Here is a 23,863-nt window from a genome sequence, read left to right on the forward strand (position 1 = left end):
ACGCTCAGCCGCCAGTGTTTAAAGCCACCGGTGGATGTCGGGCGGTGATATCGAACAGCGTGTAGGACAGCGTCAGGTGCTTCACATCCTTGGGCATGTCGCGGTCAACAATGAAACGTACCGGCATCTCGATCCGTTGACCGGGCTGCAACACTTGCTGGGTGAAGCAGAAGCATTCGGTCTTGTGGAAGTACGCCGCCGCGGCGCTGGGCGCGATGCTTGGCACGGCCTGGGCGCTCATCGGTTTGTCGGTCGGGTTGTGGGCGATGAAGATCATCTCGTTCACGGCACCCGGGTTGGCGGTCAATTCATCACTCTTGGGATAGAAGTCCCAGGACATGTCCGCAGAGTTGGTCGACAGAAACTGCACGCGCACTTGCCGTGACGTATCGACGGTTTGCTCCCCTTCGTATTGCCCTGCGGTTTTGCCGTTGATGCCGAACGCCTTGCACATCACGTCATAGATCGGTACCAGGGCAAAGCCGAAAATAAACATCGCCACCACCACCAACAGCAGCCGGGTGACCAGCTTTTTCATTGAAATTGAATCAGCCATGGTTTCCATCCTCCAGCGAGAACCCTGTGGCGAGGGGATTTATCCCCGTTGGGTCGCGAAGCGGCCCCAAAACCTGCAACCGCGGTGTATCAGGCACGCCGCGTGTTTTGGTTTTACGACTGCTTCGCAGCCGAGCGGGGATAAATCCCCTCGCCACAAAGGCTTCGCCCGCCAGGGTGTTCATTTCACTTCCGGTGGAGTCGTAAAGGTGTGATACGGCGCCGGTGACGGAATGCTCCACTCCAGACCTTCCGCTCCATCCCAGGGTTTGGCCGGTGCAGGAGGGCCGCCACGGATGGTTTTGATCACGATGAACAGGAAGAAGATCTGTGTGGCGCCGAACATGAATGCGCCGATCGACGACACCATGTTGAAGTCGGCGAATTGCAGGTTGTAGTCCGGAATCCGCCGCGGCATCCCCGCCAGACCCACGAAGTGCATCGGGAAGAAGGCCATGTTCATGCCGATGAACGAGAGCCAGAAGTGCAGCTTGCCGAGGGTTTCGTCGTACATGTGGCCGGTCCATTTCGGCAGCCAGTAATAAGCCGACGCGAAAATCCCGAAGATCGCTCCCGGTACTAACACATAGTGGAAATGCGCGACCACAAAGTAAGTGTCCTGGTACTGGAAGTCCGCCGGGGCGATGGCCAGCATCAGCCCGGAGAAGCCGCCGATGGAGAACAGGATCACGAACGCCACCGCAAACAGCATCGGCGTCTCGAAGGTCAGCGAGCCTTGCCACATGGTGCTGGCCCAGTTGAACACCTTCACCCCGGTCGGCACTGCAATCAGCAACGTGGCGTACATGAAGAACAACTCGCCCACCAGTGGGATACCCACCACGAACATGTGGTGCGCCCAGACGATGAACGACAGGAACGCGATGCTCGCCGTCGCATAAACCATTGAGGTGTAGCCGAACAACGGCTTGCGCGAGAAGGTCGGAATGATCGAGCTGACGGCACCGAAGGCCGGCAGGATCATGATGTACACCTCGGGGTGACCAAAGAACCAGAACACGTGCTGGAACAGTACCGGGTCACCGCCACCGGCGGCACTGAAGAAGCTGGTGCCGAAGTGAATGTCCATCAGCATCATCGTCACACAACCCGCCAGCACTGGCATCACCGCGATCAGCAGGAACGCGGTGATCAGCCATGTCCAGACGAACAGCGGCATTTTCATCAACGTCATGCCGGGGGCGCGCAGATTGAGGATGGTGGCGATCACGTTGATCGCCCCCATGATCGAGCTGATCCCCATCAAGTGGATGGCGAAGATGAAGAACGTCACGCTTTCCGGCGCATAGGTTGTCGACAGCGGGGCGTAGAACGTCCAGCCGAAGTTTGGTCCGCCACCGGGGGTGAACAGAGTTGATACCAGGAGGATGAACGCCGCTGGCAGTAGCCAGAAGCTGAAGTTGTTCATCCGTGGCAGGGCCATGTCCGGCGCGCCGATCATCAACGGGATCATCCAGTTGGCGAGGCCGACGAACGCCGGCATCACCGCACCAAAGACCATCACCAGGCCGTGCATGGTGGTCATCTGGTTGAAGAACGCCGGCTCGACAATTTGCAGACCTGGCTGGAACAGCTCGGCGCGAATCACCATCGCGAACGAGCCCCCCAGCAGGAACATGGAGAACGCGAACCACAGGTACAACGTGCCGATGTCCTTGTGGTTGGTGGTCAGCACCCAACGCATCAGGCCTTTGGCGGGACCGTGGGCGTGGTCGGCATGACCATGGTCATCGATGACGGCGCTCATGGCGTGTCTCCTGCAAACAGATGGGCTGGGCAAGCCGGGGCGCGCTGCCCCGACCGGTTCCTTACATGCGCAATAGACTGGGTCATTTGCTTTCCGCCTGTTTCAGCTCCAGCACTTCTTTTGGAGTGACCATGTCGCCTTTGTTGTTGCCCCAGGCATTTCGTTCGTAGGTCACGACGGCCGCGATATCGACTTCCGAGAGCTGTTTGCCGAACGCTGCCATGGAGGTGCCAGGCTTGCCGTGGAAGACAATGCTCAGGTGGCCTTCTTTCGGTCCGGTGGCGATTTTCGAGCCTTTGAGTGCCGGGAACATCGGCGGCAGCCCCTGACCTTCGGCCTGGTGACAAGCCACACAGGTGGTGTGGTAAACCTTGTCGCCGCGCTCTTTGAGCTCGTCGAGGGTCCATTCCTTGCTGGTCAGCTCTTTGAGTTGTGCGGCTTCAGCCTTGCGCTCACCCAGCCATTTTTCGTAATCGGCCTTTTCCTTGACCTCGACTACGATCGGCATGAAGCCATGGTCCTTGCCGCACAATTCGGCGCACTGACCACGATAGATGCCGGGCTTGTCGACTCGGGTCCAGGCTTCGTTGACGAACCCCGGAATCGCGTCGCGCTTGACCGCGAAGGCCGGCACCCACCAGGAGTGGATCACGTCGGCGGAGGTGACGAGGAAGCGCACCTTGGCGCCGATCGGCAGCACTAACGGTTTGTCGACCTCAAGCAAGTAATGCTCGCCCTTGGCTTCCTTGTTGTGGATCTGGTCGGCCGGAGTCGCCAGGTTGCTGAAGAACTCAACGTCCTGGCCGAGGTATTTGTAGTGCCACTTCCACTGATACCCGGTGACCTGGATATCGATATCCGGCTCACTGGCGTCGTACATCTTGATCAGGGTAGCGGTCGCCGGAACCGCCATCGCCACCAGGATCAGGAAGGGCACGATGGTCCAGAGGATTTCGACGGTAGTGCTTTCATGAAATTTTGCGGCCACCTGCCCGGTCGAGCGGCGGTGGAGGATCATCGACCAGAACATGGCGCCGAAGACGATGATACCGATCACTACACATATCCAGAAAATGGTCATGTGCAGGTCAAATACTGCGTGACTGATTTCAGTCGCTCCAGGCGCCATATTCACAGTCCAGGCCGCTTGTGCCTGACTGAAAATCGACCACAACAGGAGGCCCATCCAGACGTGTGGATGTCGCATCATTGCGGGTTCCCCTTATCGTTCTTGTTATCCCGCCGGCTTTCACCTGCGGCAAGGGAGCGGCTTTTCAGACTACGAACTTGATTGCCGGGCCTTGCTGCGTGTGCAGTCGGGCGTCATCAGCTAACTCCATTCCAACCCGAGTATAGACAGCGACTGCAAGCCCGCAATGCGATGGCGTAAATGAACTGAAACAGACGGGACTTGCGCTCAAGGGCACGATTGGAGAAGGATGCAGACGAGTGGTGGCAAATGGATATAACGCTGATGTCTTAAGGATGAAATAATTATGACAAATGCGTCTTAGGATTTTTCCTGCGCCAGCTAAGTTATGTCTTCCCTATTTCTTTGCCTTTGTTACCTGGAGTTTTCATGAACACCGCCGCATTGCGCGAGCAGATCCAAAAAGCCCAAAAACATGAAGCCGAAACCGGCCTGCTGACTCGTCAGCTGGAAAGCAAGCTGCCTCATTTACACCCGGCTATCCAACTGCCGGAGAATGACGCCAACGGCGTACTGACGCGTTTTGTCGCGACCTACATCGACGAGGTTCCTGATTTGCTGGATGCGGCCAACGAAGTGGCCAAGGAAGCAGGTATCGAGTCACAGATCAAACCGGTGCTGAAAATCGCCGAGCAATACTTCCTCCAACCGCCGGCGATCATGGCCGGGCACGTCGGGCTCGACAGCCTGCTGGATGAGGCCTACCTGGCGCATCGGTTTGTCGAAGAGGTCAATGACCTGTACATCAAACATCTGGGCCAGCCATTGATCCCGTTGGACATGACTGTTGCCAACCTGATTGCCCATCAATTGATCGGTGAGTCGTTTGCCAACCAGCTGGATGAGGTGGTGCATCACGCTCTGGACGAGCTGCTCGATGACCAAAGCTTCGCGCTGGAATCTGTGGAAGCCTACCGCGAGAAACTCAGTAGCCCGGACACCGGCGCCGCGTGGAAGCGCTGGCCGTGCATGTCACGCCGGTTAGGCGTGGGCCTGGAACTGGATCAACCAGCGGCCTGATCCATTGCATGATGCATTTCCCCTGTGGGAGCGGGCAGGCTCGCTCCCACAGTGTTATCTACATGGCTGAACCTACGCCGGACGTCGTCCGCAACCGCCCCTCCAATCGGCGCTTCAACCCTCGCGCTTCAATCAGCAGCTTCGAACCTTTGGCCGCATTGGCCCGTCCCCATTCCTCAAGCAATTCAAGGCACGAGTGATCGATGTAACTCAGGTTGTTGAGAGGCACGTGCACCGTCGCGCCCGGTGGAATGGTTCCCAGCACCTGGGTCAGCGCCGGTACCTTTAAAAAGGTCGCGGCGCCCGTCAGCCGCAGCTCCATTTCACCTTCCTGAGGCAGGTCCACCAAGCTGATTTTCAAGCGTGAAGCTTTCCACGCCAGCTTGGCCAGCGTCAGGCCAAAACCGATCAGCACGCCAGTCAGCAGGTCGGTGAAGATGATCGCCAGCGCGGTGGCCGCATAGGTGAACATCGGCATCCGGCCATAACGACTCAAGCCGCGAAAGGCCTTGAGGTCGACCAGTTTGAAGCCGGTGTAAACCAGAACACCCGCCAGGCTCGCCACCGGGATACTTTGCAGCAGGCTCGATAACAGCAACACGAACGCCAGCAACCACAGGCCATGGAAAATCGCTGACATACGGGTGGTAGCGCCGGCCTGAACGTTGGCAGAACTGCGCACGATTACGCCGGTCATTGGCAGCGCGCCGAGCAGTCCGCAGAGCATGTTGCCCACGCCTTGAGCCGACAATTCGCGATCAAAATCGGAGCGCTGACCACTGTGCATGCGGTCCACCGCTGCGGCGGAGAGCAGGGTTTCGGCACTGGCGATAAACGCCACGGCGAATGCAGCGATCAACAGCGTCGGATCCGCCAGGTTGAGCAGGTCCGCAGGTTTTAGCCAGTCGATGGCCTCTGCCAGATTGGCCGGGACCTCCACTCGCTTCACTTGCAGGGCGAGCATCAGGCTGGCGATTGTCGCCAGTCCTACGCCAAGCAAGGCGCCAGGAATGAAGCGCAGAGAATGCGGACGGAATTTTTCCCACAGCCACATCACCGCAATCGTCGACAGCCCGAGCAAACCAGCCTGCCAGCCGAAGGACGGTAAAGCTTGCGCGACGGCGGCGGGGAACGCTGCAAGGTTATCCAGGCCAGAGGGTTTGGGCACGGCGTCGAGCATGACATGCACCTGGGACAGCACGATCAGTACACCGATCCCGGCGAGCATGCCGTACACCACAGCCGGCGCTGTCACCCGGAACCAGCAACCGAGTTTCAAGCGCCCAGCGACCAGTTGCAGAAAACCTGCGAGCAGCAGGATTGGCCCGAGCATGGCGATGCCATGCTGGCGCACCAGTTCGAACACCAGAACAGCCAGCCCCGCCGCCGGCCCACTGACCTGGAGGGGTGAGCCGGCCAGCCAGCCGACCACCAGGCCACCGATGATCCCGGTAATCAAACCTTTGGCGGGTGGTAGTCCAGAAGCGATGGCGATGCCCATGCACAAAGGCAGAGCGACCAGAAAGACGACCACTGAAGCGAGGAGCTCCCGTGGCAGAACAGCTTTGAGTTGCGCAACACGCATGGTGATTCTCCCGATATTTTTTCAGGCATGGCAAAGCCAGGCTGCAGGATCTGCAGCCTCGGCTATGTCACTTAGGAGGATTTAGAAGCGTGCTTTGGGCGTCGCCACCGGAATCGGATGGGTGCCATCCAGCGGCAGGAAACATCCCTGGTCCGCGTCGTAAGCTTTGATTGCGCTGGTTTCGATGTCGTACACCCAACCATGGATGAACAGATGGCCGTTCGCCATGCGCGAGGCCACGGACGGATGGGTCCGCAAGTGCTGCAATTGAGCGATCACATTCTCTTCGGTGAGGATGTGCATCGTCTCGTTTTCGTCGGCGCAGTCGCAGTTGTCGTGCACCATGGTTTTCGCAACTTCGGCGTGCCGCAGCCAGGCTTTGACCGTGGGCATTTTTTCCAGGCTATCGGGATTGAGCACTGCGCGCATTGCGCCGCAATCGGAGTGGCCGCAGATGATGATGTGCTGCACACCCAGCGCCAGCACCGCGTACTCGATGGCGGTGGAAACGCCACCGTTCATCTGACCGTAAGGCGGTACGACATTGCCGACGTTGCGGGTAACGAACAGATCGCCAGGCGAACTGTGGGTGATCAGCTCCGGGACGATGCGCGAGTCGGCGCAGGTGATGAACATTGCCCGAGGCTGTTGGGCCGTCGCGAGTTTCTTGAAGAGTTCTTCCTGTTGCGGAAAGATCTCATGATGAAAATGCAAAAAGCCGTCAACGATATGACGCAGCGCTGCATCGGCGCTTTCCACATCAGCAGGTGGTGTGGAAGCCGACGCAGCCAACGGCTGTTTATCCTTGTCACTCATGAATTGATCCTCATTGGCGGAGTCAGGGAAGTTTCCCGTTTTGTCCGGTGTGAAGCCAGTGGCTGTCTAAAAAACATCCAGGTCGGAAATCGCGACCCGTCAGTCACTCGATGAACAAGGTAGCCCGCGAAACTTAACTCAAACTGAATCAACCGCTCTAGAACGTGTGTTCCAGGTCACAAAAAACGTGACTGGCGTAATGGCAAGATACTTTTGCTCCTACTCAACCATAGGCTAATTGTCTCTAAATCAACGACATCTGGCGACCCGGCGGACAGAAGGCGTCGCAGTCCAGATTAAAACCTTCCCGACGATTAAGCCCCAGGCGTTTTATCGTTTTAGCGAACCGCTGCGCAAGCAGGTCGGCGAACGGGCCCTCGCCGCGCATTCGAGAACCGAACCTGCTGTCGTAAAGCTCACCGCCACGGCTTTGGCGAATCAGACTCAACACATGCGCAGCGCGTTGAGGGTAATGCGCAGCCAGCCATTCCTCAAATAGCGGCGCCACTTCCAACGGGAGGCGCAACATCATGTAGGCAGCGCTCTGCGCACCAGCGGCTTGCGCCTCAGTCAGCAGACTTTCGAGCTCACTGTCATTGATCATCGGAATCATCGGTGAGCACAGCACGCCTACCGGTATTCCTGCTTCTCGCATGACGCGTATTGCCCGCAGTCGGGCTTTGGGAGCCGCGGCGCGGGGTTCAAGGATGCGTTTGAGCTCGTCGTCCAGAGTGGTGAGGCTGATCATCACAGCCACCAGTCGCTGTTCGGCGAGTTCGGCCAACAGATCCAGGTCCCGAAGAATCAGCGAACCTTTGGTGATGATGGTCACCGGGTGACGGTAGCGCAGCAGCACTTCGAGGGTTTGCCGGGTGATCTTGTGCTCACGCTCGATCGGCTGATAGGGATCGGTGTTGGAGCCCAGGTTGATGGGCGCGCACTGGTAACCGCGCTTGGACAGCTGCTCCTCGAGGACATCGGCGGCATTGGTCTTGGCGATCAGTTTGGTTTCGAAGTCCAGTCCGGGTGACATGTCCCAATACGCGTGACTGGGACGCGCATAGCAGTAGATGCAGCCATGCTCGCAGCCGCGATAGGGGTTGATCGAGCGATCAAAAGGTAAGTCGGGTGAGTTATTGCGGGTGATGATGGTTTTCGCCGTTTCGATGCGAACTTCGGTGCCTTGGGTGATGGGAGCTTCCTGATACCAGCCGTCATCTTCCGCCACCGAACGATTCGGTGCGAAGCGGTTGTGCGGGTTGGTGGCGGTGCCGCGACCGCGAGGTGGTAGAGGACTGGTCATCGAAAATTCCCTTTGCTGTACGTGCATACAGTATCGGTCCGCGGGGGAATCGACCAGTGCCGTTCGGCGTTTTCGGGCGGGTCATCATGAGAAACATATGTCGGCTGGCACGTTCATCGGCGCTGTCAGTATTCTTCCTGGCACATGGAGTTTTCGTGTTCCCACTATTAAAAGGACTTAATAAATGTCTCATTACAATCAGCGTGGCATCTTTCTACAATTGTCAGCGCCTTCTATCGTTAGCCCGAAAGAAGTTCGGGTTTCCATGCAATTTGCTTTAAAAGAAGAAGGCTATGATCCCGTCAACCGAGAGCCCACCTACTCTCTGCTGGACTCCACCAGGCGTGAAGCCGTTTCGAATGACGGCGGTGTGACCTTCACCATGCGCGACGCTCAAGTCGACATAGATGGCGACGGTGATATCGATGCGCAGGACAAAGCAGTTTTGGTACTGTTGGCGAAAGCGTATTCGAAAATTGTTAATCCTTGATTGCTATTGAACCATTGCTTCCAGCAACCCTTGAGTTGAAGTGTTTTGTTAACGAATAACTATTAAACGGCACCTAAGTTCAGGTGCCGTTTTTTTATGTTCACGATTCTTTGACAACGGTCTCACAGGCCTTTGACCGTTCGGGGTTGAAACTGCACGTCATCCATTCACTCTTCCCCAAACGGTCGTTCAAGCATGCCCCTCCTGCGCCTTCCATTTGCGACGTTGCTGTTGTCGTTGGCTGCATTTTTCAACCTTTCGTTCGCTCATGCTGAAGACACTGCACTGCCTCGTCCGGCCGAATGGGCTCAATCGGTCGAGATTCCGTACAACCTCTTCCAGATGTCCCCATCGCTTTACCGCAGCGCACTGCCTGATCAAGGCTTGGTGCCTTTGCTCAAAAAACTCAATATCGCGACCGTGATCAACTTCCTGCCGGATTCGGATTCGAGTTGGCTGTCGACGCCAGACATCGCACAGGTGCAACTGCCTTATCGGACCAATCATGTGGATGACACGGATGTATTGAAGGCCCTACGTGCCATTCAAACTGCACAAGCCAAAGGGCCGGTTCTGATGCATTGCAAACACGGGTCGGACCGTACCGGTTTAATGGCGGCGATGTATCGGGTCGTGGTGCAGGGCTGGAGCAAAGAAGACGCCCTGAGTGAAATGACCCAGGGCGGTTTTGGTGACAGCACCCATTTCAAGGAGGGTGTGCGATACATGATGCGGGCTGATGTCGACAAACTGCGCACGGCGCTCACCAATGGCGATTGCAGCACCAGCCCCTTCGCGGCTTGCTCGATGAAGAGCTGGTTCAAGTCCGCAAACGTGGAGAGCGGGCACTGATGCTCGCTGGATCTAACGTTGCCGGGAATAGATCGGCGGCAACCGGGCGTCCGAGAAAGGCTTCCAGAACGTCCAGCAGCGAATTCGAATCGCCCGGTGCGAACACCGTCTCACGAAAATTCTTGCCTGTCTGGGCGTTGAACACCCAATCTTTTTCGAACCGTTTAAACGTTTCGGTGGCAAGTACGCCCGACCATTTATAGGCGTAAACCGAAACCTCATACCCGGTTACCAGATAATCGAAGCTATTAGGGAGGCGGCTCCATTGCGGAAGATTAAGGTAGGGGAAGTCTCGCAGTACATCGTCAAAAACCTGCTGAACATCACGTGCTTCGCCCTGCCCAAGATGCAGTTCCAGATCGAACATTGCGCTCATCAGCAGTTGCGCGGTCGCCCCGCTGTCATAGGCCTTGAGCGAAGCGATGGCGTTGTCGACCTGCGTCTCGGACAAGCGTTCGCCGGTCTGATAGTGAGCCCCCACCCACAACAGGAACTCCCGAGACAATCCGAAGAGTTCAAACACCTGCCCGGCAAACTCCGCCGTGTCTCGGCCCAGCTGCGAAATACCCGACAACGTGTAATGGGGTGAGCGAGTCAATACATGTTGCAAACAGTGGCCCAATTCATGGAGCAGTACACGCAAGTCTTTATGAGTGAGCAAGTACGGTTGACCCGCGGCGCCTCGTGAGAAATTGGCATGAAGCACGGCAATCGGTAGTGGCACGCGCCCTTCGGCGTTTCTACGACGGTTACGAAGTGTGGACGTCCTGGCGAAGTCTGGTGCTTCATTGCGCTGGTAGGGGTCGATGTAGATGTGACCGATGACTCGGGCGTGTTCACTGATCTCAAACAACCGAACACTGTCGTCCCATCGCTCGAACATCTTAAGTTCAGTCATCCGAATGCCAAACATACGCTCGCAAAACTCACAGAGTTTGCGCAGTGTTGCATCCAAAGGAAAAAACTTGCGCAGGCCTTTTAGTGCAAAGCCTTTGTGGGTTTCGCGCAGCTTTGCGACAAGAAACTCGAGATCCCAGGGTTCTACGCTTGAGAAACCTAGGGTAAGTGCGAAGTCCTTGATGGCTTGAGTCTCCTGCTCAAAAGCGGGTGTCGCCAGCGCAGTCTGCTGACGCAGGAACTGTTTGACCTGCTCAGGCGACTCAGCCATCCGGTTGATCAATTTCAATTGTGCGTAGTTTTCGAATCCGAGCAGTCGCGCTTTGCGTTGGCGCATGGCCACCAGCATTTGCAGCAGTGGTGCATTGTCGAATTGGTCTGCGTGGGGGCCTTGATCGGAGGCGCGTGTGGTGTACGCGCAATAGTATTCCTCACGCAGTGCCCGTTCTTCGGCGTAGGTCATCACCTGAGTGTAAGTCGCCTCGTCGAGCAGCAACCGCCAGCCATCGTGGCCCGCCTGTTGTGCGTTGAGCGCCAGGCGATCCAGGACGTCCTGCGATAAACCGTCGAGGTGTTTGACGTCATCGATGCGTTTGCTCCAGCTGGCGCTCGCCCATTTCAATTGACTCAAAAACAAGCCCTCGAGTGCGCCGATATCGAGATTCAGTTTGGCCAGCTCCTGTTGTTGCGGATCGGTCAACTCGACGCCAGCAAGGCGGAATGCCCGAAGAATCTTGTTCAAGACTGTTTTACGGTCCGAATCAAACAGCTCAGCTACGGGACTTTGTGCCAGCGTCTGATAAGCACGAAACAATGCGGCATTACTCATTTTTTCGATTTTGTACTGTGCGCTGATGTCCTCACAGACGGCCGCTGCCTGGCGCCAGGCGTTGTCGGGACGTGTCACCGTGTCGAGCGTCTGTATGACACCCATGGCTTCATCCAGACGCGCATCGGTTTCGTCCACGGCAAGTACCAGGTCGTCCCAGTTCGGGTAGGTGGATTGCGAATCGATGAGGGTTGAGAGGGTCAGGCGATTGTCGGCGACAATTTGCTTGATGGCGGGAACCAGGTGCTCGACCCGGATGTTCTGCCACGCAGGCAGGTCCCACTGTTGTAAAAGCGGATTGGTGTTGGGCATGACGTCTTCCTTGATTAGCGACTGTTCAAGCAGCCTAAAAAGGAAGTACGCGGAGCAGGTATTAGATAGGTACCACCTCCCACGCCGATCAGACGTGGGGGAGGTGGTGGCGTTTCAGTGTTACTCGTCAGTCTTTTTTTTCAGCTTCGGGTTCGGGAAAAACTGCACTGCCTGAACCTTGGCGTCCGGCACTTTCAATGCCGAGGTATTCACCCGCGTACCTAATTCCTTGGGTACTGACAGGCCTTGCTCATTAAGCGTGTCGGCGTAACCACAGGCCACGCACTCACGATGCGGAACATCGTCTTCGCTCCACATCATCAACTTGTCCGGCTCGCTGCAGGCCGGGCAAACTGCCCCGGCGATAAAGCGTCTTTTGGTGATCACAGGCCCCTCACTCATGCTGCCGCGTCCTCACTCAGGCCGCTGTGGCGCAAGAGTGCGTCAATCGATGGCGCACGGCCACGGAAGTCGACGAACAGTACCATCGGCTCCTGAGAACCACCCCGCGCCAGGATCGCTTCACGGAACGCGCGACCGGTTGCTTCGTTGAGCACGCCGTCTTCTTCGAATTTCGAAAAGGCATCGGCTGACAGCACTTCCGCCCACTTGTAGCTGTAGTAACCCGCCGCGTAACCGCCGGCGAAGATGTGCGCAAAGCTGTTGGGGAACCTGTTGTAGGCTGGAGGGCGCATGACCGACACCTCATCGCGTACGCCCTCGAGCACCTGCAGCACGCTGCGGCCGTCACCGTGGGTGGCGTGCAGTTCGAAGTCGAACAGCGAGAATTCCAGTTGGCGAACCATCATCAGGCCGGACTGGAAGTTTTTGGCGGCGAGCATTTTTTCCAGGAGATCCTGAGGCAGCGGTTCACCAGTTTCGTAGTGACCGGAGATCAGCGCCAGACCTTCAGGCTCCCAGCACCAGTTTTCCATGAACTGGCTTGGCAGCTCGACCGCGTCCCATGCGACGCCGTTGATGCCGGATACGCCAGCGTGCTCGACGCGGGTGAGCAGGTGATGCAAGCCGTGGCCGAATTCATGGAACAGCGTGGTCACTTCATCATGGGTCAGCAGGGCAGGTTTGCCGCTGTCCGCCGGGGTAAAGTTGCACACCAGATTGGCCACCGGGCTTTGCAACACGCCTTCAGCCGTACGACGGCGGTCGCGAGCGCCATCCATCCAGGCGCCACCACGTTTGTTGGCGCGAGCGTAAAGGTCGAAGAAGAAGCGGCCGACGTGCTGACCGTTTTCCTTGATTTCGAACAAGCGGACATCCGGGTGCCAGGTGTCGAAACCTTTCTGCTCGGCGATCTCGATGCCGTACAGGCGCTGAACGATGGCGAACAAGCCACTCAGCACTTTATCGATCGGGAAATAAGCACGCAGTGCTTCCTGAGCAACGCTGTACCGTTGTTCACGCAGTTTTTCACCGAAGAAACCGCTGTCCCAGCTTTGCAGGTCCGGGCAGCCTTGCTCGGCGGCGTACGCTCTGAGCTGCTCCAGATCCTGCGCGGCGAAGGGTTTGCTGCGCTTGGCCAGGTCGCGCAGGAAGCTGATGACCTGATCGCTGGACTCGGCCATTTTGGTGGCCAGGCTCAGTTCCGAGTAGCTGGCGAATCCCAGGAGCTTTGCCAATTCCTGACGCAGGTCGAGAATTTCTTCCATGACCGGGCCGTTGTCGTTCTGACCGGCATTGGGGCCTTGGTCCGACGCACGGGTGCAGTAGGCGGCGTAGACTTCCTCGCGCAAAGCACGGTCGTGTGCGTAGGTCATCACGGCGAAGTAGCTTGGGAATTCCAGAGTGATCAACCAGCCGTCCAGCTCTTTGGCGTGAGCGGCTGCCGCCATTTGCGCCTTCGCGGAATCGGTCAGGCCGGTGAGGGTGGCTTCGTCAGTGACGTGTTTGGTCCAGGCTTGAGTCGCGTCGAGCAGCTGGTTGGAGAAGCGGCTGCCCAGCTCCGACCATTTGCTTTGGACTTCGGCGTAGCGCTTCTGCTCGGCCTCAGGCAAATCGATACCCGACAGACGGAAGTCACGCAGCGAGTGTTCAAGAATGGTTTTTTGCGCAACGTCGAAGCCGGCCGCTTCCGGGCTGTTGGCCAACGCTTCGAAGGCCTGGAACAACTCGCGATTCTGGCCCATTTCCGTAGAGTAGGCGCTCAAGGCTGGCAGGCAGGACTCATAGGCTTCGCGCAGTTCGGCGCTGTTGCACACCGCATTCAGGTGGCTGACCGGGCTCCAGGCTGCGCCGAGCCGATCATTCAACTCGTCCATCGCCAGCACCAGGCCAGCCCAGGTCGGTTGTTTGCCTTGGGTTTTGAGTATCTCGATAATGGCGGCACGGTTGTCAGCCAGGATCTGTTCAATGGCCGGTTGCACGTGTTCGGCACGGATCGCGGAGAACGGCGGCAGATCGTAGGACTGCAAAAGAGGGTTATTCACGCTCACGGTTGACACCTTGGCTGGAAGAAACATGCCCCCATCTTAATTACAATCGACGCCGACCGCAGCTATCAGCAAAAGAGAGAGAGCCTATCGTGACCCTTCGCAAGTATCAGAACCACATGCCACTGCTGGGTAACGGCGCTTTTGTCGACAGCTCTGCAGTGGTCATCGGCGACGTCGAAATCGGCGACGACAGCTCTGTTTGGCCGTTGACGGTGATTCGCGGTGACATGCACCGCATCCGTATCGGCCAGCGCACCAGCGTTCAGGATGGCTGTGTCCTGCACATCACCCATGCTGGCCCGTTCAACCCGGACGGTTTTCCACTGCTGATTGGCGACGATGTGACCATCGCGCACAAAGTCATGCTGCACGGTTGCAGAGTGGGCAGCCGGGTTTTGATTGGCATGGGCAGCATTGTCATGGACGGCGCGGTGGTTGAGGACGACGTCATCATCGGAGCCGGCAGCCTGGTGCCGCCGGGCAAACGGCTGGACAGTGGCTTTCTTTATGTGGGCAGCCCGGTGAAACAGGTCCGCCCGCTGACTGACAAGGAGCGCGCCTTTTTCACCTACAGTGCGGCGAATTACGTGAAGCTGAAGGATTTGCATCTGGCGGAAGGCTACGACCAGCTCTGAAACAACTTTCACAAAGCCTTTCGCAATTGCCCAGGAATTTTCATGCATTACCAAACTGTTCTGTTCGACCTCGATGGCACCCTGACCGACCCGCGGGAAGGGATTACCCGTTCGATCCAGTTTGCCCTTAGCAAGCTGGGCATCGATGAGCCTGACCTGACCCAACTCGAACACTTCATCGGTCCACCGCTGTTGCAGGCGTTCATGCAGTTTTATGAGTTCGACGAGCCTAAAGCCTGGGAAGCGGTGAATTTCTATCGTGAACGTTTCAAGGTCACCGGCCTGTATGAAAACCGCGTGTTTGATGGCGTCACGCCGTTGTTGGAAACCCTTGGTGGGCAAGGACGACAGCTGTACATCGCGACCTCGAAACCTTGGATCTTCGCCCGGGAAATCGCCCGGCACTTTGATTTTGCCAAACACTTCAAGGTGATCTACGGCAGCGAACTGGACGGCACCCGGACCAACAAGGTCGAGCTGATTGCTCACCTGATGGCCGAAGAGGGCCTGGATCCGGCCACCACCCTGATGATCGGCGACCGCAAGCACGACCTGATCGGCGCCCGCAGTAATGGCCTCGATGCCGCAGCGGTGGGGTACGGTTTTGGAAGCCGGGAGGAGTTGAGCGCCGAAGCGCCGGCTTATCACTTCGAAACGCTGGATGAGTTGCATCAGGCGTTTTTGCGGCGCTGATCAGTACGCCATCGCGGGCAAGCCCGCTCCCACAGGGTGCGGATCAATATGTATTGCGTCGAAACCTGTGGGAGTGGGCTTGCCCGCGATGGCGTTCGTTCAGGCACTTGGATTTTCTGTTTCTGCCAACGCTTTCAGCGCTACCTTGCGTTCGTCAGCCGGCAGCGCGCCAAGCTTTTCCACTGCTGCGTAGAACTTCGTCCAATCCCCGTTCATCTGTTCATACAACGCCGCAAAAGCCGGGACCCATTGGTCATACAACCCGAATGGCAACAACCGGGCATTGTTCATTGGGGCGTTGATCCAGGCGTCATAGCGTTTATCCCCGGCCCATTGGTCGTCACGCATTTTCCGGTAATCATTGCGCAACCGTTCGAATTCGGCCGCTTTGCGCTGACGCATCTGGTCTGCAGGGAGCGGCAGGGCGTATAGCTGCTCAAGCCGCGTGCGGGTATCCAGAACCAGTTGAATGAACTGATCCCGCCGTTGGATCTCTGCCGTGTTGTCCGGCGCCAAGCCTCGGGTTGCGCGCCATTGGCGGGTGCCTTCCTGTTCCACGAAGGTGGCAAAAGACTCGTTGAACTCGGTGTCGTCCTTCACATAAAAGCGTTGATGCGCGAGCTCGTGGAAGATCAGTGTTGCCAGCCGCTCGTCGCCCCAGTTCATCATCGAACTGATTATCGGATCGTTGAACCAGCCAAGCGTCGAATAAGCCTCGACGCCGCCAATCGACACGTCCATACCTTGCAGGCGTTGTAACGCGGCCTCGCCACGCGCGGCGCTTTGACTGTAATAACCGCGATAGGCCACGCAGCCGGCGATGGGGAAACAATGGTTTTGCGGTGACAGGGAGAATTCGGGTGTGGCGAAGACGTTCCAGACTACGAACGGCCGACCAATATCGGCGTACAGACGGTAGCTCTGGTTATCGGGAAGGTGCAGTTGCTGGCTGGCAAATGTTCGTGCGGCTTGTGATTGAACCAGGCGGGCACGCAAATTCGCGTCCCTGCGAGGATCGGAAATCACCTCGGCAACCGGCTCACGTGCCCGCAGCAGTTGAAGCTGACCATTGGCCAACTGGCTGTAGTAGCTGACGCTGGTGCAACCGCTCAGAAACAAAAGCAGCACGCCCGGAAACAAAACGCGCAAAACGCGATCAAGTAACCCAAGGCTCAAAGACGGCCTGATCAAAATAAAATTATCCCCGGAAAGTCTGCCCGCAAGACTATCCCGCCTCACTGGAGCTCCGCTATGCGCAAATTAATGCTGACGGGAGGCCTGTTGATGCTGACAGGCTGTGCTGGTTTCGGCATACCTCAACAAGATCCTTCGCAAGCCTGGATCGACCTCGATCCACAGCAAGAAGACACCGCGCTGCAAGCGCTGGAAGTCGATGACAAGGCATCCTCCGACAAGCGTTATTTCGAGGTGCAGCCGGGCAGTCATGAGCTGACGGTGCGCTACCAATTCCCGGTTCAGCCCACCAACATCGGTCCGGACGCGGAGCCTTTATGGCGTGACTGCCAGCTGAACGTGAAATTCAACGACTTCAACGCCGGGGAAAAATATCAGCTGCAAGCAGGGAATATCGGCTTCCGACCCTGGGCAAAGCTCTATGATCAACAGCGAAAAGTGATTGGTCAGGGTAAACCGGCGGGCTGTCAGCGCACCTGATTGGCGCTATGCTGAATGTCTAATTCTTGGGACATTCATCATGCGCAGGTTGATGCTGTTGCTTGCTGCAAGCTTGGTTGCCGGCTGCCAGAGCCCCATGCCGGCCGTCAATCCGCAGATGGCCTGGGTCGACTTTGCTACACCAAGTCCTGGCGGCAAGTTGCTCATGGCCGAACGCCTGGACAATCAGCGGCTGCGGGACGGGCGTTACTTTCAGGTCGCTCCCGGCAGCCACGAGCTGTTGGTGCGTTTCGATTTCGAAGTATTTGGCGGGGGCGGAAGCTTGATGACCGGACCGGTCGAGCGATTGTGCTATCTGACCATCAACTACGACCATTTCGAAGCGGGCCAGCGCTATTTGCTCGAAGCCCGAAATCTGGCCTTCACCCCCAGCGCGAGGCTCTACAACGCCAAGCGTGAGATCGTTGCTGAAGACCGGCAAGTCAACTGCGTGATGTGAGCGGGATCAGTTGTCGTTTTTTTGATAAACGATCGCTTTGGTGCCGTTCTCGCATGTACCAACGACCATAGCTACGTCGTGCTTCTCAGCCTCTTCTTTCGAGACGATTTCCAATGTGTAGGAAGGCACGGCATTCGCCTGGATCTTGATCTCAATTTCTTTTTTGAGTTCTTCGCAGTCCTTGGGTGCTGCCAAGGCCGAAGTGGCCAGTGCACCGCAGATAACCGCCAGGGCAAAACGTTTCATGGTTGAAGCTCCTTTTCAGGCAACGCGCACGTCATGCGCTAAAGCTGCTGTCATTTATTCGACCACATTTTTACAAGCCGAGTTTTGTTTCAAGGCAAAAAAGATCGCAGCCTGCGGCAGCTTCTACATGAAACAGTGTTTCGTGCAGGAACCAACGCAGGCTGCGATCTTTTGCGACAACGCGATTTAGCTGACCAGCGTGGCGTCCAGGCTGATCTTCGCATTCAACACCTTGGAAACCGGGCAGCCTTCTTTGGCTTTGTTACTCAGTTCCTCGAACTGCGCCTGGGTCGCACCAGGGATTTTCGCTTTGAGGATCAATTTCACTGCTGTAATCGCGAAGCCGCCTTCAACCTGATCCAGCGTCACTTCGGCGTTGGTATCGATGCTGTCAGCCTTCAGGCCCGCATCGCCGAGAATCATCGAAAATGCCATGGAGAAACAGCCCGCATGAGCGGCGCCGATCAGTTCTTCCGGGTTCGTCCCTTTACCGCCTTCGAAACGCGCTTTGAAGCCATAAGGCGCTTCTCTGAGCACACCGGTCTCCGTGGAAATCGAGCCGATGCCGGTTTTCAGGTCACCTTCCCAATGCGCCGATGCTTTCTTAGTGATAGCCATGTCTGCCTCCTCAAGATCCGGCGCGAACGTCGCGCCTTCGTGGTTTTCGGTTGCTAGGGTTCTGAGGATAGACCGGGGCGAGAAGTTCACCAGATCTGATATGTCCTACTATTTTCGTAGGAAATTTCCTCGTGGCTATTGAAACTCGGGTATATGCCCTCATTGCATGAAACACGCTTATAGATTCGGCAGGTTTTCGTTCACGAGAAGAAACCTGCACCCAATTGGAGAAGCAGGTTTATGAAACGACTATCCGACATCAAATTTTCGACCCTTGATCTGGTACCCGTTCGGGAGAATGGCACTGCGGCACAGTCGCTGCGCAATTCTCTGGACTTGGCGCAACACGTAGAGAAGTTCGGCTACAACCGCTTCTGGGTGGCTGAACACCACAATATGGACGGTATCGCCAGCTCGGCGACGTCGGTATTGCTGGGCTATTTGGCCGGCGGCACGTCCACTATTCGCGTTGGCTCCGGCGGCGTGATGCTGCCTAATCACGCGCCGTTGGTGATTGCCGAGCAATTCGGGACGCTCGAAAGCCTGTATCCGGGTCGGATCGACCTGGGCTTGGGACGCGCGCCGGGTTCTGACCAGATGACTGCCCGTGCCCTGCGTCGTGAGCGTTCGGGCAGTGCTGACGAGTTCCCGGAAGATGTGGCGGAACTGATGCGCTACCTCGGCCCGCGCACGCCCGATCAACGGATCATCGCAATGCCTGGCACGGGCACCAATGTTCCCGTCTGGTTGCTGGGGTCGAGCCTGTTCAGTGCGCAACTGGCCGGTGAGCGTGGATTGCCTTACGCGTTCGCCTCGCATTTCGCACCGCGCTTCATGCATGAGGCGATTCGTGTCTACCGCAATCACTTCAAGCCTTCAGCGGTGCTGGATAAGCCTTACGTCATGCTGGGCGTGCCGTTGGTGGCCGCCGATACCGATGAGCAAGCCGATTACCTGGCGACGTCGGTTTATCAGCGAATTCTTGCGTTGATGCGTGGCCAGAGCCTGGTGCAACGTCCGCCGGTCAAAACCATGGACGGCCTGTGGCTGCCTCATGAAAAAGAAGCGGTCGGCGACTTCCTTGGCCTGGCCATGGTGGGCAGCCCGCAGAAAATCCGCGCCAAGCTGGAAGTGCTCGTTGAGCAGACCCAGGCGGACGAGTTGATATTCACCTGTGACCTGTATGAACACGCCGATCGTGTGCACTCCTATGAGCTGCTGGCGCAGGTCATGAAAGGCTGAAGCCTGGAAAACGCTGATAAAAAAGCCGACGTCATTGCGTCGGCTTTTTCATTTGTGGGGGATTTATCGTTTGTAGACAATTTCCTTGGTGCCTTTTTCACAGGTGCCGACGATTTTTCCGCCATCAGCAGTGCCTTTATCAACGATCTCAAGTGAATAACCAGCGACGCCCTTGGCGTCAAGCTTCGCAGCGATTTCGGCTTTCAGTTCTTCGCAAGACTTGCCATCAGCAAACGCTGCGCCGGCAAGGCTCAATAAACCTACCGCTAAAATAAACTTCTTCATTGGTCGCACTCCCTGGTCGGATCAATAGGGGCATCCAGCTTTCGCTGGATGCACTCATGTAGCGCTTTGCCATTCCCTATGGCATGCGGCCAGCGCGCAAGTTCAGAAGACTAGCTCAAACTCAGCTGCTGGCAATCCGGAAACCGACTTTGAGTGTTACCTGAAAATGCGCGGCCTTGCCGTCCTTGATGTGGCCGCGGGTTTCGGTCACTTCGAACCATTCCAGATGTTTTATGGACTTGCTGGCTTCGGCGAGCGCGTTGTTGATGGCGTCTTCAATGCTGCTGGCGGACGAGCCAACCAGCTCGATTTTCTTGTACGTGTGGTGGTCAGTCATAGCGTTCTCCTTGGGGTATGAAATACAGACTAGCAGTGATTTTTGGTCTTACTTCTGTCGCCTGATCCGACATGGAAGTTCAGATTTACTGCACTTTCTCGAACCGGTGCAGTCCCAACCAACACACGCCACTCATCACCAATGCAGGAGAGCCACCATGGCCAACACCTCTTTACGTAAAGCCTCATTGCAAAGCATGGAAGCCGAGATCGAGAGTCTGCTGAAGTCTTTGGAAAGCCTGAAGGACGACGCCTCGGACGAGTCGCGCAAAACCCTCAAAGTCTTGAAAAGCAACGCTGAAAACGCGCTGAAACATTCGCGTCACCTGCTCAGCGATGCGTACGAAGAAGTCAAAGTCAAAACCCGTGAAACCGGGATTGCTACCCGGGACTACGCTCAGGAACACCCTTGGACTACAGCCGGTGTTGCCGTGGGTGCACTGGGCCTGCTGGCCGCCTACCTGCTGTGCAAACGCGGTGACTAATCCGCTTGGTGCAGCTCGTTCTTGAGCCACTGCGCCAATTGCCCTGCGCGCCCGTCCGCGGCGCGCTTGGGTAGCCACAACGCCAGTTGTGCCGAGGTTTCTTTGAAACCCCAAGGCGCAACCAGGCGACCGGCCTTCAAATCCTCTGCCACCAACGGTTCGGGCGCAATCGCCACACCCAGTCCGGCAACCGCCGCCTCCAGCAAATAATACAAATGCTCGAAACCTTGCCCGTACTTCAATGACTTGGCATCAAGGTCACTTTGGTGTGCCCAGCTTGGCCATGCTTGCGGTCGTGACGTTGTATGCAGCAAGGGTTCGTTGAGTAATGCGCTGGCGGGTGCGTGCTGCAACCTTTCATAACCGACAAAGCGTGGGCTGATCACCGGCCCGATTCGCTCGCTAGCCAGGGCGTATACCTGCATGTCGGCGGGCCAGGGTGGTTCGGCAAATACCAGCAACGCATCCAGTCCCGGGCGACGGGGATCGAGATCACCTTCGCCTGCGGACAAGTGCAGGCGCAGATCCGGCAGCTCAGCATTCAGCCGTCCCAGCCGTGGAATGAACCAACGCGCCAGCAGGCTTCCCGAGCAACCCAGGACGAAAGGTGCATCCGCATGGCTTTGGGTCAGTTCTGCGCAGACGGTACGCAGGCGCTCGAAGGCTTCACCGCTGGCATCGCGTAAACGAACGCCGGCATCTGTGAGTTTCAGGCCGCGACCTTCCTTGATGAACAGGCTGACGCCAAGATGTTCTTCGAGCACTTTGAGCTGGCGGCTGACTGCACCGTGAGTAACGTGCAGCTGTTCCGCAGCCTGGCTGACGCTGTTCAAACGGGCAGTGGCCTCAAAGGCGCGCAGTGCGTTCAGCGGGGGGAGGTCATGGCTCATTTTATCTGTGAGTTTTCCTGACGGGTTGTGGCGATCTTATCGGTTTTCAGCATAGAGCGTCAGGGGTAGAGTAAGCCTCATTGTCATCACACGAATTCTACTGGAGCGACCCATGACCCAGACCAATCTGCGAAACGGCCCCGATGCCAGCGGCCTGTTTGGCGCCTTCGGCGGCCGCTACGTGGCTGAAACCCTGATGCCGTTGATCCTCGATTTGGCGCGTGAATACGAATTGGCCAAGGAAGATCCGGCGTTCAAAGAAGAATTGGCCTACTTCCAGCGCGATTACGTTGGACGTCCAAGCCCGCTCTATTACGCAGAGCGTCTGACCGAGTATTGCGGCGGTGCGAAGATTTATTTGAAGCGCGAAGAGCTGAACCACACCGGCGCGCACAAGATTAACAACTGCATCGGCCAGATCCTGCTGGCTCGACGCATGGGCAAGAAGCGCATCATCGCCGAGACCGGTGCCGGCATGCACGGCGTGGCGACCGCCACGGTGGCAGCGCGTTTCGGTCTGGATTGCGTGATTTATATGGGCACCACTGACATCGAGCGTCAGCAGGCCAACGTATTCCGCATGAAGTTGCTGGGCGCTGAAGTGATCCCGGTCGTCGCCGGCACTGGCACTTTGAAAGACGCCATGAACGAAGCGTTGCGCGACTGGGTAACCAACCTCGACAGCACGTTCTACCTGATCGGTACGGTTGCCGGTCCACACCCTTATCCCGCGATGGTTCGTGATTTCCAGGCCGTCATCGGCAAGGAAACCCGTGACCAATTGCAAGCCCAGGAAGGTCGTCTGCCAGACAGCCTGGTCGCCTGCATCGGCGGTGGCTCCAACGCGATGGGCCTGTTTCACCCGTTCCTCGACGATAAAAGTGTCGAAATCATCGGTGTTGAAGCAGCGGGCTACGGTATTGAAACCGGCAAGCACGCCGCCAGCCTGAACGGTGGCGTTCCAGGTGTGTTGCACGGGAATCGGACGTTCCTGTTGCAGGACGACGATGGACAGATCATCGACGCTCACTCGATTTCCGCCGGCCTCGATTACCCGGGCATCGGGCCTGAACACGCCTGGTTGCATGACATCGGTCGTGTTCAGTACACCTCGGTGACTGATAATGAGGCCCTCGACGCATTCCATAAATGCTGCCGCCTGGAAGGCATTATCCCTGCGCTGGAAAGCGCTCACGCCCTGGCCGAGGTGTTCAAGCGTGCACCGAGCTTACCGAAAGATCACCTGATGGTGGTCAACCTGTCCGGTCGCGGCGACAAAGACATGCAGACCGTGATGCACCACATGGAGCAATCCCAACAAAAGTCGTCCCAGCAGGAGAAACACTGATGAGCCGCCTGCAAACGCGTTTTGCCGAACTCAAGGAACAAAATCGTGCCGCACTGGTGACCTTTGTGACCGCAGGTGACCCGAGCTATGACACTTCACTGGCGATCCTTAAAGGCCTGCCGGGTGCTGGCGCCGATGTGATCGAGCTGGGCATGCCTTTTACCGATCCGATGGCTGATGGCCCGGCCATCCAGCTCGCCAACATCCGTGCGCTGGGTGCCAAGCAGAACCTCGTGAAAACCCTTCAAATGGTTCGCGAGTTCCGTGAGGGCAACGCCGAGACGCCGTTGGTGCTGATGGGTTACTTCAACCCGATTCACATGTACGGGGTGTCGCGCTTCATTGCTGACGCGAAGGAGGCCGGTGTTGATGGTTTGATCGTTGTGGACCTGCCGCCAGAGCATAACGGCGAATTGTGCGATCCAGCCCAGGCCGCGGGTCTGGACTTCATTCGTCTGACCACTCCGACCACTGATGATGTGCGTCTGCCGACTGTTCTGAATGGCAGTTCCGGCTTTGTTTACTATGTGTCTGTTGCCGGTGTGACCGGTGCTGGCGCCGCTACGCTGGAGCACGTTGAGGAGGCGGTGGCTCGCCTGCGTCGCCATACCGATCTGCCCATCAGTATCGGATTTGGTATCCGTACACCGGAGCAAGCGGCGTCTATCGCCCGTCTGGCAGACGGTGTTGTGGTGGGGTCGGCGCTGATCGATCACATTGCCAATGCAACGACGCCAGACCAGGCGATTGATGGCGTATTGAGCCTTTGTGCGGCGTTGTCGGAAGGCGTGCGTAAGGCTCGCGTCGGCTGAAGGTTAAGTTCTGATACAGAGGAATTAGCGCCTCGCGGCACACACTAATCAG

General features: G+C 57.2%; 26 protein-coding genes. 11 read left to right on the forward strand and 15 right to left on the reverse strand.

Features of this window, described 5'->3' with window-relative positions; translation table 11 throughout:
* Positions 1-4 precede the first annotated feature (4 nt).
* The 3 genes from ACA063_RS00365 to coxB all read right to left on the reverse strand — a co-directional run bounded on the left by ACA063_RS00365 (position 5) and on the right by coxB (position 3,533).
* Complete coding sequence (locus tag ACA063_RS00365; RefSeq protein ID WP_497664358.1) at positions 5-556, reverse strand: cytochrome c oxidase assembly protein; 552 nt, start codon at positions 554-556, stop codon at positions 5-7.
* A gap of 180 nt (positions 557-736) precedes the next feature.
* On the reverse strand, positions 737-2,323 hold the full coding sequence (gene ctaD, locus ACA063_RS00370) for a cytochrome c oxidase subunit I (protein WP_150711544.1): 1,587 nt from the start codon (positions 2,321-2,323) through the stop codon (positions 737-739).
* A gap of 82 nt (positions 2,324-2,405) precedes the next feature.
* Positions 2,406-3,533: a cytochrome c oxidase subunit II gene (gene coxB, locus ACA063_RS00375; protein WP_497664359.1), complete on the reverse strand. Its 1,128-nt coding sequence runs from the start codon at positions 3,531-3,533 to the stop codon at positions 2,406-2,408.
* A gap of 369 nt (positions 3,534-3,902) precedes the next feature.
* Between coxB and ACA063_RS00380 the strand changes: the two genes are divergently transcribed.
* Positions 3,903-4,553 carry a hypothetical protein gene (locus ACA063_RS00380; protein WP_497664360.1) on the forward strand — a complete coding sequence of 217 codons (651 nt, stop codon included), beginning with the start codon at positions 3,903-3,905 and terminating at the stop codon, positions 4,551-4,553.
* Positions 4,554-4,611: 58 nt separating this feature from the next.
* On the opposite strand, the gene ACA063_RS00385 is transcribed toward ACA063_RS00380, so the two are convergent.
* The 3 genes from ACA063_RS00385 to ACA063_RS00395 form a co-directional block, all read right to left on the reverse strand.
* A complete protein-coding gene (locus ACA063_RS00385; RefSeq protein ID WP_497664361.1) occupies positions 4,612-6,138 on the reverse strand; it encodes a SulP family inorganic anion transporter in 1,527 nt (508 codons plus the stop codon).
* A gap of 81 nt (positions 6,139-6,219) precedes the next feature.
* Complete coding sequence (locus tag ACA063_RS00390; protein ID WP_497664362.1) at positions 6,220-6,954, reverse strand: carbonic anhydrase; 735 nt, start codon at positions 6,952-6,954, stop codon at positions 6,220-6,222.
* A 244-nt stretch (positions 6,955-7,198) separates the two neighbouring features.
* Positions 7,199-8,257 (reverse strand): PA0069 family radical SAM protein, encoded by a 1,059-nt coding sequence (locus tag ACA063_RS00395; RefSeq protein WP_497664363.1) that lies wholly within the window; start codon positions 8,255-8,257, stop codon positions 7,199-7,201.
* 184 nt (positions 8,258-8,441) lie between these two features.
* Between ACA063_RS00395 and ACA063_RS00400 the strand changes: the two genes are divergently transcribed.
* Both ACA063_RS00400 and ACA063_RS00405 read left to right on the forward strand, forming a co-directional pair.
* Positions 8,442-8,747 (forward strand): hypothetical protein, encoded by a 306-nt coding sequence (locus tag ACA063_RS00400; RefSeq protein ID WP_497664364.1) that lies wholly within the window; start codon positions 8,442-8,444, stop codon positions 8,745-8,747.
* 195 nt (positions 8,748-8,942) lie between these two features.
* The gene (locus ACA063_RS00405) at positions 8,943-9,599 is read left to right on the forward strand and encodes a dual specificity protein phosphatase family protein (RefSeq protein WP_497664365.1); all 657 of its coding nucleotides are present in this window, start codon (positions 8,943-8,945) and stop codon (positions 9,597-9,599) included.
* On the opposite strand, the gene ACA063_RS00410 is transcribed toward ACA063_RS00405, so the two are convergent.
* The 3 genes from ACA063_RS00410 to prlC all read right to left on the reverse strand — a co-directional run bounded on the left by ACA063_RS00410 (position 9,568) and on the right by prlC (position 14,087).
* Complete coding sequence (locus ACA063_RS00410) at positions 9,568-11,637, reverse strand: M3 family metallopeptidase (protein ID WP_497664366.1); 2,070 nt, start codon at positions 11,635-11,637, stop codon at positions 9,568-9,570. The two genes, ACA063_RS00405 and ACA063_RS00410, sit on opposite strands and share 32 nt — an antisense overlap.
* Before the next feature lie 120 nt (positions 11,638-11,757).
* A complete protein-coding gene (locus ACA063_RS00415) occupies positions 11,758-12,039 on the reverse strand; it encodes a YheV family putative zinc ribbon protein (protein WP_497664367.1) in 282 nt (93 codons plus the stop codon).
* Positions 12,036-14,087, reverse strand: a complete 2,052-nt coding sequence (gene prlC / locus ACA063_RS00420) for an oligopeptidase A (RefSeq protein ID WP_497664368.1) — start codon at positions 14,085-14,087, stop codon at positions 12,036-12,038. The genes ACA063_RS00415 and prlC overlap by 4 nt, the downstream gene beginning before the upstream one ends.
* An 89-nt stretch (positions 14,088-14,176) precedes the next feature.
* On the opposite strand from prlC, the gene ACA063_RS00425 reads away from it, so the two are divergent.
* Complete coding sequence (locus ACA063_RS00425; protein ID WP_497664369.1) at positions 14,177-14,722, forward strand: gamma carbonic anhydrase family protein; 546 nt, start codon at positions 14,177-14,179, stop codon at positions 14,720-14,722.
* 42 nt (positions 14,723-14,764) lie between these two features.
* Complete coding sequence (locus tag ACA063_RS00430; RefSeq protein ID WP_497664370.1) at positions 14,765-15,415, forward strand: HAD family hydrolase; 651 nt, start codon at positions 14,765-14,767, stop codon at positions 15,413-15,415.
* A gap of 99 nt (positions 15,416-15,514) precedes the next feature.
* Here the strand turns inward: ACA063_RS00430 and ACA063_RS00435 are convergent, their stop codons facing one another.
* Positions 15,515-16,606, reverse strand: a complete 1,092-nt coding sequence (locus ACA063_RS00435; RefSeq protein WP_497664371.1) for an aminopeptidase — start codon at positions 16,604-16,606, stop codon at positions 15,515-15,517.
* A 60-nt stretch (positions 16,607-16,666) separates the two neighbouring features.
* Here ACA063_RS00435 and ACA063_RS00440 point away from each other — a divergent pair, with 60 nt between their 5' ends.
* Both ACA063_RS00440 and ACA063_RS00445 read left to right on the forward strand, forming a co-directional pair.
* A complete protein-coding gene (locus tag ACA063_RS00440; RefSeq protein ID WP_497664372.1) occupies positions 16,667-17,089 on the forward strand; it encodes a PA0061/PA0062 family lipoprotein in 423 nt (140 codons plus the stop codon).
* Between the two features lie 40 nt (positions 17,090-17,129).
* A complete protein-coding gene (locus tag ACA063_RS00445; RefSeq protein WP_497664373.1) occupies positions 17,130-17,549 on the forward strand; it encodes a PA0061/PA0062 family lipoprotein in 420 nt (139 codons plus the stop codon).
* A gap of 6 nt (positions 17,550-17,555) precedes the next feature.
* On the opposite strand, the gene ACA063_RS00450 is transcribed toward ACA063_RS00445, so the two are convergent.
* Complete coding sequence (locus ACA063_RS00450; RefSeq protein WP_497664374.1) at positions 17,556-17,795, reverse strand: DUF1161 domain-containing protein; 240 nt, start codon at positions 17,793-17,795, stop codon at positions 17,556-17,558.
* A 186-nt stretch (positions 17,796-17,981) separates the two neighbouring features.
* On the reverse strand, positions 17,982-18,413 hold the full coding sequence (locus ACA063_RS00455) for an OsmC family protein (protein WP_064675278.1): 432 nt from the start codon (positions 18,411-18,413) through the stop codon (positions 17,982-17,984).
* 240 nt (positions 18,414-18,653) lie between these two features.
* On the opposite strand from ACA063_RS00455, the gene ACA063_RS00460 reads away from it, so the two are divergent.
* Entirely contained in the window at positions 18,654-19,655 is a 1,002-nt protein-coding gene (locus ACA063_RS00460) for an LLM class flavin-dependent oxidoreductase (protein ID WP_497664375.1), read from the forward strand.
* Positions 19,656-19,718: 63 nt separating this feature from the next.
* Here ACA063_RS00460 and ACA063_RS00465 read toward each other — a convergent pair whose 3' ends face one another.
* Both ACA063_RS00465 and ACA063_RS00470 read right to left on the reverse strand, forming a co-directional pair.
* Complete coding sequence (locus ACA063_RS00465) at positions 19,719-19,940, reverse strand: DUF1161 domain-containing protein (RefSeq protein ID WP_497664376.1); 222 nt, start codon at positions 19,938-19,940, stop codon at positions 19,719-19,721.
* Positions 19,941-20,061: 121 nt separating this feature from the next.
* Entirely contained in the window at positions 20,062-20,277 is a 216-nt protein-coding gene (locus ACA063_RS00470) for a dodecin (RefSeq protein ID WP_162438925.1), read from the reverse strand.
* A gap of 157 nt (positions 20,278-20,434) precedes the next feature.
* Between ACA063_RS00470 and ACA063_RS00475 the strand changes: the two genes are divergently transcribed.
* A complete protein-coding gene (locus tag ACA063_RS00475; protein ID WP_162438926.1) occupies positions 20,435-20,761 on the forward strand; it encodes an ElaB/YgaM/YqjD family protein in 327 nt (108 codons plus the stop codon).
* Here ACA063_RS00475 and ACA063_RS00480 read toward each other — a convergent pair.
* Entirely contained in the window at positions 20,758-21,651 is an 894-nt protein-coding gene (locus ACA063_RS00480; RefSeq protein ID WP_497664377.1) for a LysR family transcriptional regulator, read from the reverse strand. The two genes, ACA063_RS00475 and ACA063_RS00480, sit on opposite strands and share 4 nt — an antisense overlap.
* A gap of 112 nt (positions 21,652-21,763) precedes the next feature.
* On the opposite strand from ACA063_RS00480, the gene trpB reads away from it, so the two are divergent.
* Positions 21,764-22,999, forward strand: coding sequence for a tryptophan synthase subunit beta (gene trpB, locus ACA063_RS00485; protein WP_497664378.1), 1,236 nt, complete (start codon positions 21,764-21,766; stop codon positions 22,997-22,999).
* The gene (trpA, locus tag ACA063_RS00490; RefSeq protein ID WP_497664379.1) at positions 22,999-23,811 is read left to right on the forward strand and encodes a tryptophan synthase subunit alpha; all 813 of its coding nucleotides are present in this window, start codon (positions 22,999-23,001) and stop codon (positions 23,809-23,811) included. The genes trpB and trpA overlap by 1 nt, the downstream gene beginning before the upstream one ends.
* Positions 23,812-23,863: the final 52 nt, after the last annotated feature.

The sequence above is a fragment of the Pseudomonas sp. LBUM1643 genome, assembly GCF_059716215.1.